At 32.4% G+C, this 14,749-nt stretch carries 11 protein-coding genes; 4 read left to right on the top strand and 7 right to left on the bottom strand.

Features of this window, described 5'->3' with window-relative positions; genetic code table 11:
- The first annotated feature begins 103 nt into the window (after positions 1-103).
- Positions 104-964: a hypothetical protein gene (locus ACHRVZ_RS18205; protein WP_395424314.1), complete on the top strand. Its 861-nt coding sequence runs from the start codon at positions 104-106 to the stop codon at positions 962-964.
- Positions 965-1,142: 178 nt separating this feature from the next.
- On the opposite strand, the gene ACHRVZ_RS18200 is transcribed toward ACHRVZ_RS18205, so the two are convergent.
- The gene (locus ACHRVZ_RS18200) at positions 1,143-4,877 is read right to left on the bottom strand and encodes a metallophosphoesterase (RefSeq protein WP_395424313.1); all 3,735 of its coding nucleotides are present in this window, start codon (positions 4,875-4,877) and stop codon (positions 1,143-1,145) included.
- Between the two features lie 26 nt (positions 4,878-4,903).
- Here ACHRVZ_RS18200 and ACHRVZ_RS18195 point away from each other — a divergent pair, with 26 nt between their 5' ends.
- Positions 4,904-6,082, top strand: coding sequence for a Pycsar system effector family protein (locus ACHRVZ_RS18195; RefSeq protein WP_395424312.1), 1,179 nt, complete (start codon positions 4,904-4,906; stop codon positions 6,080-6,082).
- A gap of 124 nt (positions 6,083-6,206) precedes the next feature.
- On the opposite strand, the gene ACHRVZ_RS18190 is transcribed toward ACHRVZ_RS18195, so the two are convergent.
- The gene (locus ACHRVZ_RS18190; RefSeq protein ID WP_395424311.1) at positions 6,207-8,576 is read right to left on the bottom strand and encodes a GAF domain-containing protein; all 2,370 of its coding nucleotides are present in this window, start codon (positions 8,574-8,576) and stop codon (positions 6,207-6,209) included.
- A 227-nt stretch (positions 8,577-8,803) separates the two neighbouring features.
- On the opposite strand from ACHRVZ_RS18190, the gene ACHRVZ_RS18185 reads away from it, so the two are divergent.
- Positions 8,804-9,556 (top strand): glucose 1-dehydrogenase, encoded by a 753-nt coding sequence (locus ACHRVZ_RS18185; RefSeq protein WP_395424310.1) that lies wholly within the window; start codon positions 8,804-8,806, stop codon positions 9,554-9,556.
- A gap of 72 nt (positions 9,557-9,628) precedes the next feature.
- Positions 9,629-10,210: a TetR/AcrR family transcriptional regulator gene (locus ACHRVZ_RS18180; RefSeq protein WP_395424309.1), complete on the top strand. Its 582-nt coding sequence runs from the start codon at positions 9,629-9,631 to the stop codon at positions 10,208-10,210.
- Between the two features lie 87 nt (positions 10,211-10,297).
- Here the strand turns inward: ACHRVZ_RS18180 and ACHRVZ_RS18175 are convergent, their stop codons facing one another.
- The 5 genes from ACHRVZ_RS18175 to ACHRVZ_RS18155 form a co-directional block, all read right to left on the bottom strand.
- The gene (locus ACHRVZ_RS18175; protein ID WP_395424308.1) at positions 10,298-11,356 is read right to left on the bottom strand and encodes a nucleoid-associated protein; all 1,059 of its coding nucleotides are present in this window, start codon (positions 11,354-11,356) and stop codon (positions 10,298-10,300) included.
- Positions 11,357-11,399: 43 nt separating this feature from the next.
- The gene (locus ACHRVZ_RS18170; protein WP_395424307.1) at positions 11,400-11,759 is read right to left on the bottom strand and encodes a four helix bundle protein; all 360 of its coding nucleotides are present in this window, start codon (positions 11,757-11,759) and stop codon (positions 11,400-11,402) included.
- A 108-nt stretch (positions 11,760-11,867) separates the two neighbouring features.
- Positions 11,868-12,407 (bottom strand): hypothetical protein, encoded by a 540-nt coding sequence (locus tag ACHRVZ_RS18165; protein ID WP_395424306.1) that lies wholly within the window; start codon positions 12,405-12,407, stop codon positions 11,868-11,870.
- Positions 12,408-12,557: 150 nt separating this feature from the next.
- Positions 12,558-13,157, bottom strand: a complete 600-nt coding sequence (locus ACHRVZ_RS18160; protein WP_395424305.1) for an HPP family protein — start codon at positions 13,155-13,157, stop codon at positions 12,558-12,560.
- A gap of 88 nt (positions 13,158-13,245) precedes the next feature.
- Positions 13,246-14,526 (bottom strand): chloride channel protein, encoded by a 1,281-nt coding sequence (locus ACHRVZ_RS18155; protein WP_395424304.1) that lies wholly within the window; start codon positions 14,524-14,526, stop codon positions 13,246-13,248.
- Positions 14,527-14,749 lie beyond the last annotated feature (223 nt).

Genomic DNA, 14,749 nt, shown 5'->3' with positions numbered 1-14,749 from the left:
GCTACAAATTGTACAGATAAAATGGATTTCTTTTTAGAATTTAACTTTGATAATATCATTTTTAATCATTTAATCTGCAGCTAAAAAAATAAAAAAGTATCTTATGAAAAAGTTTTTTTTACTTGGAATTTCAATTGCTTTATTAGCTTGTCAAGAACAATCAAATACGAATTTAAAAAAGCTTTATTCGCTTCCGAAAAAACTAAAAGAAGTTTCTGGAATTACTTATTTTCCTGAGACAAATTTAATTTATACGCTAGAGGATAGTGGAAATAAAAATGCAATTTATGCCTTAAATTCAGAAGGAAAAGTGGCCAAAAACATTACAATTACTAATGCGATAAACGTAGATTGGGAAGATATTACGAAAGATAAAAGCGGTAATATTTACATTGGAGATTTTGGAAATAATGATAATGAGCGAAAAGATTTATGCATTTATAAAGTCAATAAAAATCAGCTGGATAAGGATTTGGCTGTAGCCGAATATAAAGTTTCATTTTCTTATCCGGAGCAAACAGAGTTTCCTCCCAAGAAAAAAGAGATGTTTTTTGATGTTGAAGGATTTTTTGAGCACGAAGGTTATTTTTACCTTTTTACAAAAAACCGCAGTAAAAACTTTGATGGAACGGCTTTTATCTACAAAATAAAAAATGCAGTTGGAACCCAAAAAGCAACTAAAATTGGCGAATTTAAAACCTGCAATAATTACAATCATTGTGTTTTAACAAGTGCAACAATTAGCCCTGATGGGAAAAAAGTAGTGCTTTTGAGTCATGATAAAATTGTTTTGTTTAAAGGTTACAAAGGTGATTTATTTCATACAGGTTCTCAAACCGAAATAAAATTAAACGATTTTTCACAAAAAGAAGCCATAGTTTTCAAAGACAATAACACGCTGCTTATCGCTGATGAAAAATCAAACAAAGTAGGAGGAAATGTTTACGAGTTTATATTGAAGTAACTAAGGTTCTGAGTCGCTAAGTTTCTAAGGCACTAAGATGCTTGCTTAATACGTTAGAAGGTTAATTTAAAACAATAAGTTCGCTACAAATTACACGAATCTCCATTAATTTTTTAATTATAATTAGTGGAGATTCGTAACAAAAAAAACTTAGAACCTTAGCAACTCAGTACGTCTCCTAGAAGCTATAAGCCGCTCCAAAAATAACCCTTCCAGTTTCGTCAGGAGATTTAAAATAAGAGATTCTTGCAGTAATAACATTAACAGCATTCATCCAAAGTCCGCCGCCATAATCCTGATGCCATTTGTGCGAACTCTCACCGTCAAGCCAAATTCTTCCGTAGTCAAAGCCACCTAAAATTCCGTATGTAAAAGGAACAATTGTACGTTGAATTTTTCCGATAGAGAAACGTAAATCAGTACTTTGCGAGAAATAAGAGCTTCCTAAAAAACGATCATTTCTGTAACCACGTAAATCAGTATCTCCACCCAAAGAAGCACCTTGGTAGAATTCATAATTATTATTCAAAATAGCTTTCCCTTTTAAGAGAGTCGCTAAAACTAATTTTCCGTTGTGATCAATTTTATGTGTAATTCCTAAAAAGCTTTCGATTGTTGGAAAGTTTTGTTTGGTATCATCTAAATTAGTCATCCATGCCGCTGAAGCCATAAAAGCAATTCCTAAAGTTGGTTTCGCAACGAAATCGGAATTTTTAAAATGATATTTGATTTTTGCACCTCCATATAGTTGACTTTCAAAAACGTTCGGATTTATAATATTTGGAGTATCTATAAATCTATTGTCCGTTTCTTCAACCCTCAATTGTTGTAACATAGGCTGAATGCTAAATTCACTTCCGTATCTGCCAACATGGCGAATTGCTCCGGAAACATTAAATTTCTGAATACGAACACGATTATAGTCCATCCCAAAAGTATCGGTATTGTTTACAGTTTCATTTCCGTAACCAAAATAGTTCATAGTAAAACTTGGCGTAGTATATTGTGATTCAACATCAATAACCCATTTCCCTAATAATCCCGGAAAATGTGCAGCATAATTAAATTCTAAACCTCCAGTTGCAAAGTAATAGAAACCGTTCAAAACGTGTTTTTGAGTATACGGATTCTGTTTGAAATTGTTAACCGTATAATTTAAGTTAAAACCAAATTTTACACCATCATCAGGATTGTACCCAATATTTGGAAGCCCGGATATAACATTATATTTTGGTTTTTCGTAATTGTATAAATTTACATCATAATCATCTGTAAGCTGTTTTTGCGCTTTTGAGTCCAAATTATAAGTATTCTCTTTTGATTTAAAATCGTAAACAATTACTCTTTTTCCGTTTTCAATATTATAAGTATCATTATTTTGACCACCAATCAAACGAATTTTTGTTTTCGATTTATGATCTCCCGTAACCTGAAAAACATCATTATCGTCTAAACCGTAAATCCAAAGGTTTTTAGTTTTTGCGTCGTTTATATTTTTTGTGTAAACCAATTCATCACCCTCTTTTTTAACTCGGTACACCTGAATTTCGATACTGTTTTTGGCGTTATGATTGATAACGAATTTGTCTTTTTTATCCGTTCCGGCAATCATTACAGTATGACTCAAAACATCAAAATATTCCGATGCGTATTTTTGAAGTTCACCTTTTCGGCTTCTTAATTTTTGTTTGATGTCTTCAATCGTTTCGTCCTGAACCTCTTTAGGTAAACTTTTAAAAGCATTATCAATATCACTATCTGATAAATTCTCCTGAATATACTTAGCTTGCGCAATCCAGTCTTTTTTGTCAGATGTTTTCAAGAACGCCAAATCAAGCGGATAAGGTTCTCTGTTCAGCCATTTTACATTGTCAATTTTAGCCTTAAAAGTACGCATATGGCGTAGTGCCGGAATGTTCATTAATAGCGAAAGCAGCGTTCCGTCATATTTAGAAAAAGCCTGATCGCGATCGCGGGGAATTGGTTTGTAAACAACTTTATTTCCTTGTTTATATTCACCCCAACGCCATTGATCATCATGTCTGTCCCAATCGCCAATAAGCATATCAAACAAACGAGCTTTTATATATACATTTTCGTCAACAGTATATTTTTCGTCTTTATGAAGATTTTTCATCATGTCCGAAGTACTAATAATATCACTTGGACTTCCAAAGTTTTTAGCATCCAAATGATTATCAGCAGGCCTTTCTTCAACCATATACAATCCGTCACCAAAATTCGAATTGAATTCTTTTAACGCATTTTGTTTCGGAATATAGTATAAAATGGGATTTGTATGCGCAAGCCCTAGTTGATCAGCCATATTTCCTACCGCAAATGGAGTATAAGGATGACTGGTAGTATAAAAGTCTAATAAAAAGTTTTCGGCATAAGTATCTTCAAAATCGTTTACAATGTACTGATCTTTAAATGCCACGGATTGTAAAAATTGAGTAGCACTTTTTTTCATCGCGCGCATTACATATTCTCTTCCCTTAGAATCTGATAGTCGTAATGATATTGATTGATGCCCGCCGCCTTCGCGAATAGGTTTTAAACCGCCCATTAAAGTATCTAAAGTCGCTATTTTGGCTTCAATTGGCAAACTATAATATTTTCTGTAATGATTCCCGAATAAGAATTTATGAATAAAACTCTTTTGAGTCATTTTTGTAGAATAAATAGAAGTCGTAATTTTTGGAGGGAAATTATTCGGAATATCAGAAGCCCAGTTAATTTCTTTAGCTTTAATAATTTCTTGCTCATAAAGCTTCTTTTCGTGATTATTTTCATTTCCAAAGAAAGTCACTTTTGCATCTCCGCTTTTAAACAAAGTTAATGTTGCATAACCATTTCCACCATAAGAGAATTCAGTTGAATTTATGGCTCTCGCTGCTTCAGATTTTGATCCTGCACCGCTAATAATCTGTTTGATATTTTCTTTATTGACATATTGCAAATTATGATCGTGTCCAGAAACTACAATTACATTTTTCTGTTTTTGTAAAAGTGTTTTAATACGCTTGGCATAAATCGTGTATTGCTTATTTTGAATGTCTTGCGGACTTGCACCAGATGTTTTTCGCAATAAATTAATTAGAGAACCAATTATCGGAAGTGGTATTTTTTGCTCTAACGGAAATAATTGTTTTTCTAATGAATATTGCCCACCATGAGATCCGTTACTCATTAAAGGATGATGAATAGCCAGAATTACTGTTTTCTCCTGATTTTTATTTAAGATGCTTTCCAGTTCATCAAAAAAATCTTCTCTGGTTTTAATATCACAATTATCATTTATTGTTGGATGGTTGTTCCAGTCTTCCAAAAACCATTCACTATCAATAGTGACCAACGTTGCAGTACTGTCAATTTTTACATCTTCAATTGCACAGCTTTTTCGAGGTAAAAAAGCTTTTTTATCATTAAGATATTTATTCACGAAATCAGCCTGAAGTTCCAAACCCTTAATACCATTGTACCAGTCGTGATTTCCAGGAATAACGATTGTTTTTCCTTTAAAACCTTTTGTTAGTTTTAACTGATTCGTAAGTTTTGTTTCTGCTAAAGATTTCTCGGCTGCATTATCATTACTAGGGAAACCTTTAGGATAGATGTTATCTCCTAAGAATAATAAAGTAGATTTTTTACTGGCTTTTTTGAGTTTTTGGTGCAGTAACTCTAAGGTTTGTTGAGCCTGTTTTTCGTCTGCATTTCCAGCATCACCTACTAAATAAAAAGTGTGAGCAATTTTTATTGTATCAGTTGCGTTTTCAGTATCAATCGCACTAACATCTTTTCCGTATTGTGCCTTGTGCGTTGCGCAGGAATAAAAGAGCAGTAGTAATGCTATTGTTAAAGAAAAGGTTTTAATTTTCGCAATAAAATGATTATCCAAAAACAATTTCATAATTTAGTGGTATAAAAATATTCTTTATGAATCTAATAGAACAATCCGAGGATTTCGTCAGTAATTTACTCAAAGATAAACTTTCTAATCTATATTCTTACCATAATTTCAACCATACTTTAACAGTTGTAAATGCGGTTAAAGAGCTTTGCAAAAAAGAGGAAGTTAGCGCAGATGAAAAAGAAATACTTTTGATTGCCGCTTGGTTTCATGATACAGGATATATAACAGGTTATGAAAATCACGAAAAAGAAAGTGTTAAAATTGCTTCCGCTTTTTTGAAAGAGAAAGAACAATCTGATGAATTTATTGCCAAAGTTTCAAGTTTGATTATGGCAACTGTTAAAGAATATATCCCGAAAACGCATTTAGAAAAAATAATTAAAGATGCAGATTTTGCTCATTTAATGGGAACTGAATATGCAACGACTTGTGAATTATTGCGCATCGAGTTGAAAAACACTTGGAATTTGAATTTTTCTAATGAAGAATGGGCAAAAGAGAATTTGAATTTTTTAATGAATAAACACCGCTTTTACACTGATTATGCACAGAGAAAGTGGCAACCATTAAAAGAGAAAAACCTGCTTCTCGTACAAAAGAAAATCAAGAAACAAGCAAAAAAAGCCGCAGATGCCGTTGAAGCCGAAAACAAAAAGAATAACAAAATCGAAAAGCCGGATCGTGGTGTCGATACTTTGTTTCGTGTTACTTTAGGAAATCACACACGCTTAAGCGGAATTGCCGATAGTAAAGCTAATATTTTACTATCTGTAAATGCCATTATTATTTCGATCGCACTTTCTTCTATTATCCCAAAATTGGACAGCCCAAAGAATGCACACTTAGTGATTCCTACCTTTATAATGTTGATGTCTAGTGTTATTACTATAATTTTCGCCATTCTTTCGACACGACCAAAAGTAACAACCGGAGTTTTTACGCGCGAAGACATTGAGGCAAAGAAAATAAACTTATTGTTTTTTGGAAATTTCTATAAAATGCCACTTGAGGAGTATGATTGGGCAATGAACGAAATGATGAAAGATCGTGATTATTTGTATTCAACCATGATCAAAGATTTATATTATCTGGGACTAGTTTTGCAGCGTAAATACAAATTGCTAAGAGTTGCCTATAACTTTTTCATGATAGGAATCATTATTACAGTAATTGCTTTTGTAATCGCTTTCAAATCGATCTAAGCTTTTAGTAGGGTAAATAAAGCCTTGTCAAAGTAAAAAATCTTTGCATAGATTTGACTATAATCTTGTCATCCCGAGGAACGAGGAATGACAAGATTGTATATAATGACTACGCATTTAACGATTAATTAAGCTCATCTAATAAATCCTGATAGGTTATTTTTTGCGCCACAGGATTGGCGTTATTGTTTATTACTTTCACTCGAATTGCTCTTAAACCAGAAACACCCTGAAGATCTTCAACCTCAAATTGTTCGATTGATGGTTCCAGGATTTTTTTGTGCTGTAAGTATTTAATGTATTTTAAATATTCAGCTTCTTCGCTGTTTTGAGAATATACAATCGTAATTTTTTCTTTCTCCGTAATTCGGTCTTTACTTCCTTTAATGTTCGATTTGTCAATGCGTTTTTTTACAACTTCATATCTGGCATTGTAAGTTCCGTCGACATCAAAACGTTTTTCATCCATTCTAAAACGAATCGAAAGCGGAGCGCTAAAAACTAAAATCAACGAAGTTACATCCAATTCATAAGGCAAAGATGCTTTTAGTTGATGATGTTCCAATTCCATTTCGCATAACGTTTGCAATTGCCACAAACGTAAATTGTGCAAATACATAATATCAAAAGGTTTCGTAGGAGCAATAGAAGCTCCAATATATAGATTATGCTCTACACCATCTGTTTTAAAACGTTCGTAATAATGCGGATAGATCTGTTGTGCTTCGATTTGTTTTCTGTCCAGAACAGAAGCCAGTTTTTTATTGATAATAGACATTGCATTATCAAATTTCTTGCGTTCCTGATAAAACAATCCACTTTTTTCGTCCAGACTTTCAAAATACAAACGTTCCAGTTTTTCGCTTTTTTCAGTTTCTTTCGTATTCTTTAAAAGAGGATGAATTTCTTCTTCGATATAACGTTGAATATGCTGCTCTGTATCTGCTTTTAAAGGAGAATCTAATTCATCCAGAAACGATTCTAATTCAAATTTTCTTTGTTCCAATAATACTAAATTAGTATTAGGATCCTGAGATTCGAATATGCTCAATAAAGCTGTCAGTTGGTTTTTTAGATCTTTTTTTACCGTCTCATTTCGATGTTCAGATGAGCCCTTAATATCAATTTGACCATACAGCGGATATACATTTTTAAAAACAATTTCCTTAAAAATATAATCTTTAGTATGATTGGTATTCTGAAAATAATTTTGGGATTCTCTTTTAAACTTCCAATACACACTTGGGTGAATAGTAGTATATTCACGCTGGATAATCGCTTCAATTTGATGTTGCATATCTGTATTGTAGCGATCAATAGTATCTGTTAAATATGGTAAAACCAATTCGAGTTTAGTTGCATTTACACTATTTAAATCTCTTGGATTTGAAGAAACCAATTCGACAACGCCCAATAAATGCCCGTCTTTTATAATTGGTGCAAAAACACAACTCTGAATTCCTTGTTTTAATAAATGGTCACCTAACTTTTTATTTTCTGATTCTTCAATGAATTTTTTTACATTCGAAATTACCAAAGGTTCTTTATTGTCTAATAATTTTTCGAAAGAACATCCAAAAAGAGCATTTTTACAATCGACTTCCTGATCCTTTGAAAGTAAGAAACTTTGCAATTGAGTTTCGAATTTCATAGGTCTGATAAACTTTTCTTCCTCAGGATTATAAACAATAAAACCAACTCTTAAATCTGGAATTTTAAATATTGATTTAAAAATATTAGCTATAATTTCGTCCGTTGCAGCAGTTTTCGAATCAGGTTTTAGTAAATTACTTTTTAGATTAGAAATAGCACTTTCTGTAGTGGCATCAAATAGTGAAATAATTCCGAAACCTTTTAAAGTCCAGCTTCCTTTTGGGAATTTTGATTTCCAAAGTTCAATATCGTTATAATTGTCAAGCAGCAAATCAATATCATCCTGATTCAAATGCACAGAATTTTCAGTCGGAATAATTTCCATGAAATCAGCATTGTACAAAATTCGATAATGTTTTTCTACTCCCTCTTCGTCTGGAATATCATAGAAAAAAGGTTTATTAAAATCGATATGTTGTTTGTAATAGGCACTTAAAATTAAACAGCAATTATTGATGTAAAATTGGTGATCATCAAAATCACGAATTTCCATGTCAAATTCAGCTCCGGCATTGCTTAGAATCTTCTTGAAACGTTCTGTATAATTAAAGGATAAATTTTGAAAAGGAATTGTAACCGCTTTTATTTCATTATTAGTTAGAGCAGTTGGGAATAAATCAGCCAAAAGATTTTTAATCAAGGCTTCATTATTTTGAATAGTAGAAAAATTTTTAATTCCAGTTCTTAATTCCGGAATTGGCTCTACTTGTTTTAGTATGGCTTTGGCGTAGTTCGCTCTATAATCAACATCTGATAAAGCAATTTCTTCAAAAGATTCAATTAGTTTATGAAATGAAATTATGGTTTTAAAGGGACTTTCGTTGTACAAATGAATATCCATCTGAATTTGATTTAGATTACAAAATTAAGCATAAATTAAGAATGTTTGGCATTTTCCAATTTCTTTCGCTTATGATAATATAGACGTAAGCCTTTATAAATGGGACTTTTTCAGGGCAGCTTTTTATTTTAACTAAAAATTAACGTTTTTAATAACGGAACGATCGTTCCGTTATTATATCTTTGTGCTATAATAATTGAATAATCAATAACTTAAAAAATAATAAAATGAAAAATTTAGAAAACAAAGTAGCAATTGTAACTGGTGGAAATAGTGGAATTGGGTACGCAGCGGCAGCAGAATTAGTTGCAAACGGAGCAAAAGTAATTGTAACTGGCAGAAACAAAGAAGCTTTAGTGAAAGCTGAAACAGAATTAAACGTGACAGGAATTGTAGCAGACCAATCTGATTTAAAATCTATTGATAGTTTGGTGGAGCAGGTAAGCGCTCAATTTGGAAAAGTCGATATCTTATTTTTGAACGCAGGTACAGCTTCTTTTGCACCGGTAGAATCAGCTTCAGAAGAGCACTATGACAGCATTATGAATGTAAACGTAAAAGGGGTTTATTTTACTGTTCAAAAAGTACTGCCAATCTTAAATGACGGTGGGTCAATTATTTTTAATACTTCAATAAATGCTCATGTTGGTATGCCAAATTCAAGTGTTTATGCCGCAAGCAAAGCAGCTGTATTGTCATTAAATAGAGTATTTGCAACAGAGTTAGCGCCAAGAAAAATTAGAGTTAATGCCGTTTCTCCTGGTCCCATAGAAACTCCACTTTATGGAAAATTAGGTTTAGAGAAAGAAGAAGTAGAAGGTTTTGGATCAGTGTTAGGAGAAAAAATTCTGTTGAAACGTTTTGGACAAGCTTCTGAAATTGCAAAAACAGTTAGATTCCTTGCCTCTGACGATGCATCATTTATAACTGGAACCGAAATTGTTGTTGATGGCGGACTTACTGTTAACGCTGTAGTTTAATTTTTTTTACATAAATTCAGGAACGATTGTTCCGTATTTTGTATCTTTGTAAAGTAATTTAAGAATGAAGTTATGGCTAGAACAAAAGAGTTTAACGAAGATAAAGCTTTAGATAAAGCAATAGAAATTTTTTGGCACAAAGGGTACAACGGTACTTCTGCGCAGGATTTAGTGACGCATCTGGGTTTAAGCCGCTCTAGTTTGTATGATACTTTTGGAGACAAACAAAAACTTTTTGCTCAATCTTTGCAGCGTTATCAAAAAAACGCGCAAGATCAAATTATTGAGCTTTTTGAAAAATCTGAAAATATAAAAGAGACTTTACGTGATATTTTTAAACAAGCCGTTATAGAAAGTCTTGAAGACCGAATTACAAAAGGATGTTTTATGGTAAACTCTTCTGTAGAATTGGCGATGCACGATGAAGAAATTGCCAAAATTGTAAAAAACAACAGCCAGAAAATGGAAGAAGTTTTTACAAATGCAGTACAAAAAGGTCAGGATTTAGGTCAGATTTCTGAAAGTAATGAAGCGAGAGTTTTAGCCCGGTTCATTTTTAATAATTACTCTGGAATTCGAGTTTTGGCGCGTACTGGCGAAAGGGATAAACAAGTTTATGATGATATTATAAAAGCGTTATTTTCTGTATTATAATTTAAAGAATAGTTAGAATAAAAAACGGCAATTACTAATGTAGTTGCCGTTTTTTGTTTTAAGTAAGTAATAGAAAATGAATGACTTCTAGCTTTTTTCTTCTTTATTGAAGTAAACTAGGTAGTAATACATTTGTTTTTCTTCATCCCAGCCTTTTTCAACAAATTTTTCTGCACTTTCAGGATTGATAAAATCCATTTTAATCTGAATGTGAGTATCTAGATTGATAACATTTTTAATCGATTTTCTGGCGTCAGAAACTGCTGCATTAGCAATAGGGAATGAGGTTACATCTTCGATGCTGTATTTTTCTCCTTTATCAACTTTGTAGTTTTTGAATTCAGGAATTAAGTCTGGATTGTCTAATACTTCATTTAAGAAATTTTGTTCTTCAAACTGATCGTTCTTCGCAAAATAATTCACAGAACGGTTCATAAACATAACTTCTTCTTTTTTATCTTCTGCAGGTAAAACAACATCTTTTGCGAAGTTCTGACAGAATTTTAAGTATTTTTTAGTGATGAAGTTTTCATCTTCAAAAGCATCAACTGATAAAAAGTGCTCTAACCAATAACGCGCGTCGTAACGGTTGCTATCAACAGTTAGAATTTTATATCCTTCGTCTTTTTTATAGTTAAAAATCAAACAGCCTTTATCTAATTTGCTCAAGTTTATACCTTGTTGCAAGACCATTTCAAGATTACTTTCTTTCTCTTCAAATTGTAAAAAGTCGGCTTGTAATTCGCTTTTAAAAATTCCGATAGCGTCAACAACATTATTGTCGATACTTAAATTTGTTAAATACGTAATATAAACCTCTCCGTTTTTAATGTGCGGATGATTAGACTGCTCGAATAAATGCGTTGTGATTCTTTTTGAAATCTCTTGCAGATTGCTTGGATTGTCAAAAATCTCTGTAGCATATTTAAACATGTCGTTGTAATCCAAATCGACTTCGTGCGCAAACTGATAATAGTTTTCTTCTTTCTCTCTAAAAGGTTTAAAAAAGTATTCTTTTATCAAAGGAACAATTTCATCATTTAAGTTAAAAGGTTGTTCCGATAAAAAAATTGCTTCGTTTCTGCTTTTGTTTCCTACGCGGTGTATCGCAAGCGTCTCGATGTGGGTGTTGAAAAGATTGATCATATTTAAAGGTGCTGAGGTTCTGAGTTGCTAAGGTTCTGAGGTTTTAGTTTCTGTTTTTTATTTTTTTAATAAACGAAACTAACATTCTCTCTACTTCGCGACTGTCCTCATATAAATTATTAAATTCTTGTTCGTTAAGATAGGTTATATTTTTAGCAATCTCAAGTTGAGTTTGCATTTCAAATAAAGAACCTATTGAAATATTTAAAAAGCGTAAAAAATCTTTATCACTTTCACGTCCATAACCTTCAGCAATATTGCTTGGTATAGAAATTGAACTGCGTCTTATTTGAGAAGTTAATCCAAAGATTTCTTCTTTTGGGAAATTGTTTGTTGAAAAATAGATTTTGGTAATCAAAGCCATTGACTTTTGCCAGATTAGAAGTTTTCGAAAATCACTCATTTTTAAATTTTTGATTAATTTGATAAAATTAATTAAAATAATAAGAAAAAACCTTCAAAAATAAAAACTCAGAACCTTAGCAACTCAGAACCTTAGAACCTCAAAAAATTAATTCCAGTTTTCCTCAAAGCCAAAATCTTCAAAACTGTCATCGCCTTCGAACATGTCTAGGTCTTCTTCGTCTAAGTCATCTTCAAATTCGCCGTAGATATCGTCGTGCATATCTGCTTCAAAGCTTTTTTCGCCAGAATCGTCAGGCATCTCTCCATGCGAGAATAAAGTTTCAGGATAAGGAGCCCCTGCGATTTGATCTTCAATAGCAGCCAATTCAACTAAGAAAGTCCACATATTAATGAAGTCATATACGTAGATGATTTTAGTATTTTGTTCATCTAAGAGATCGGATAATTTATAATCGCCCATAGTTCGTTGCTCACCCGGAACATCACCTGTGTCAAAAAGCGGAATTTCATCTTCTTGATTCCAAGTTTCATCGCAAGTATAAAACGAAGCTACTTCCATTCCGTCAAAACCAAATGCGTTGAAGATTGCATTGTGTAAATCCTCAAGAGTATCATCTTCAAGAATTGCAATGTCTCTAAAAATATCTTCTTCGGCGTCTAGAATTACTCTAAATTTATAAACCATAATCTTTGTTTTTATTGAAAGGTCAAAGGTAAAATATAAAAAATGAAATACGAATTAGGAATTACGATTTGTTGAAAAGATTTTGCAAAGATAAATTCACGATCAGTTTGTGATTTCTCGTTCCTCGAAATGACAAAAAAAAAAAAAAAATTATTTCCGAGACAATCTCTTCCTGATTTTATGATAATGTTTGTGGTAAGTACTATGACTCGGATAAGTTCTGCTCGAAGTCATATTATTAAAAACTAGTGCCGTTAGAAATAAAATTAAAACGCCAACTAAAACTGGCGATATAACATACATGTATCCCAAATCTTTTATTTGACTTGATGCAGTAACGGCAATAAGCGCTGTTGCGCCTCCGGGTGGATGCAGCGTTTTAGTAATTTGCATGAATATGATTGAAAGAGAAACTGCTAACGGAGCAGCAATCCAAACAATATCCGGAACCAATTTATTTACGGTTACACCAATGAATGCAGATATTAAATGGCCACCAATTAAATTTCGAGGCTGTGAAAACGGACTTTGAATGATACCATAAATTAAAACACTTGATGCCCCAAAAGATCCAATTAAATACACCATATCACTTCCTGAAAAGTGTATAGATTCCAAATACGCCAAAATCCCGATTCCGACAAACGATCCTAAAAAGGACCAAAAGTGTTCTTTGTAATCGACTAGAGTTTCTTTGTAAAGAATATAACGTGTTTTACGATATCCTCTTTTTATTTTTTGAACAGGCATGTGGTGTTTTATTTTATGAGACAGAGGTGTTAACTTGTCTTTTTACTTCAGATTTAATGATTTAAAAATTGAAAATCATTGACTTCTTTTATTTTATTAAACTGGGAGAATAAGTATATACAGTATAGGGATAAATCATTTTGGCAGTGTATTTAGAGATCAAACAAACTACTAAAATGGGTAAGAATAAAGTATAGTCATTTGTTAAACCGCAAACTAAAAATATTGCTGTAAAAGGCGCATGAATACTGGCGCTTAATACAGCAGCCATTCCGATAATCATAAAGTTAACCGGAATTACATTTACATGAAAGAAAGTATTTAAGACTGAAGCCAATAATAACCCTAAAAATGCCCCAATAAACAGACTCGGAGCAAAAACTCCGCCATCACCACCAGAAGCAAGGGTTACAGACGTAACGATAGGTTTTAGAATCAAAATTCCGATAAAAGTTAGTGCCAGAGTTACTGTTAAAGGAATTTCGGTCGAAGATCCAAAAATTCCTTTTATAGCGTGATATCCTTCTCCGTACAATTGAGGGAAAATAAATAAAGAGACACTCAAAACTACCGAACCAATTAATATTTTATAATAATGTGTATCGATTTTTCCAAATTGAGATTTAAAAAATAAAACACAACGCGTTAAATAAACCGAGTTCATTCCGGCTAAAATTCCTAAAAGAATAAAATACGGAATCGCTTTTAAATGCCAGGTTGTGATGGAAACCGCAAACAATGGTTCTTCTTTTAAAATAGAGAGCAATCCAAAAGCTACCGAAACAGCAATGACATTTGAAATAATAAAAGCGCGGGTTACTTTTCGTGAAATAACTTCGAGAGCAAATAAAATTCCGGCAATTGGGCTGCTGAATAAAGCCGTAACTCCAGCTGCAACTCCCGCACAAATAAGCTCTGTTTTGTATTTACGAAATACGTTTTCTTTTTGTTGAGCAACTGATCCAATTGTGGCTGTAGCGACAACAGTAGAAACTTCGATTCCCGTAGAACCTCCAAAAATTACTGTTAATAATCCGTTGATAAAGTGAGATGGAATCTTATATGAAGGCAAGTTTTTTGAATTCGATTTTGTGCTTTCAAAAACTTCTTTAATGCCTTTGTTTTCCTTTTTCTTAAAAAGATAATGTCTTAAAAAATAAATTACAGACAATCCGAAAACCGGAAACAAGATGTATAATAAAGGGTTTACCGTAACTTGGTGAAAGAAGATTTCTTCGTAATATTCAGTAATTTTTTTAAGTGAAATTCCTAAGAAAGCAGATAAAAATCCAATTAAAATAGAAACTATAACTAATTTTTGAAGGACAATGAATTGATGATTTTTTTTGATTTTCGCCGTTTTGTTCATCAGAAGTAAATTTGTAGATCGCGTGATTTTATTTGCGATTTCACAAAATTAAAGAATCAGATTGGGTTTTTAATGAAAAAGCTTCAGTATATTATGTTAAAACTTTTAAATTAGGAATTTTCTTTCAGTATGTTTTTACGAACATAACGTGCATAAATCAGTCCGAAAGCCGCAAAGTTTAATTTAAAATTCCTGATAAAAGCTGCTATTTGTCATTTCGACG

This window comes from Flavobacterium sp. FlaQc-57, assembly GCF_044007395.1.
GTDB lineage: Bacteria > Bacteroidota > Bacteroidia > Flavobacteriales > Flavobacteriaceae > Flavobacterium.
The sequence above is the reverse complement of the archived record's forward strand: the minus strand, read 5'-3'. Positions and strand labels throughout refer to the sequence as shown.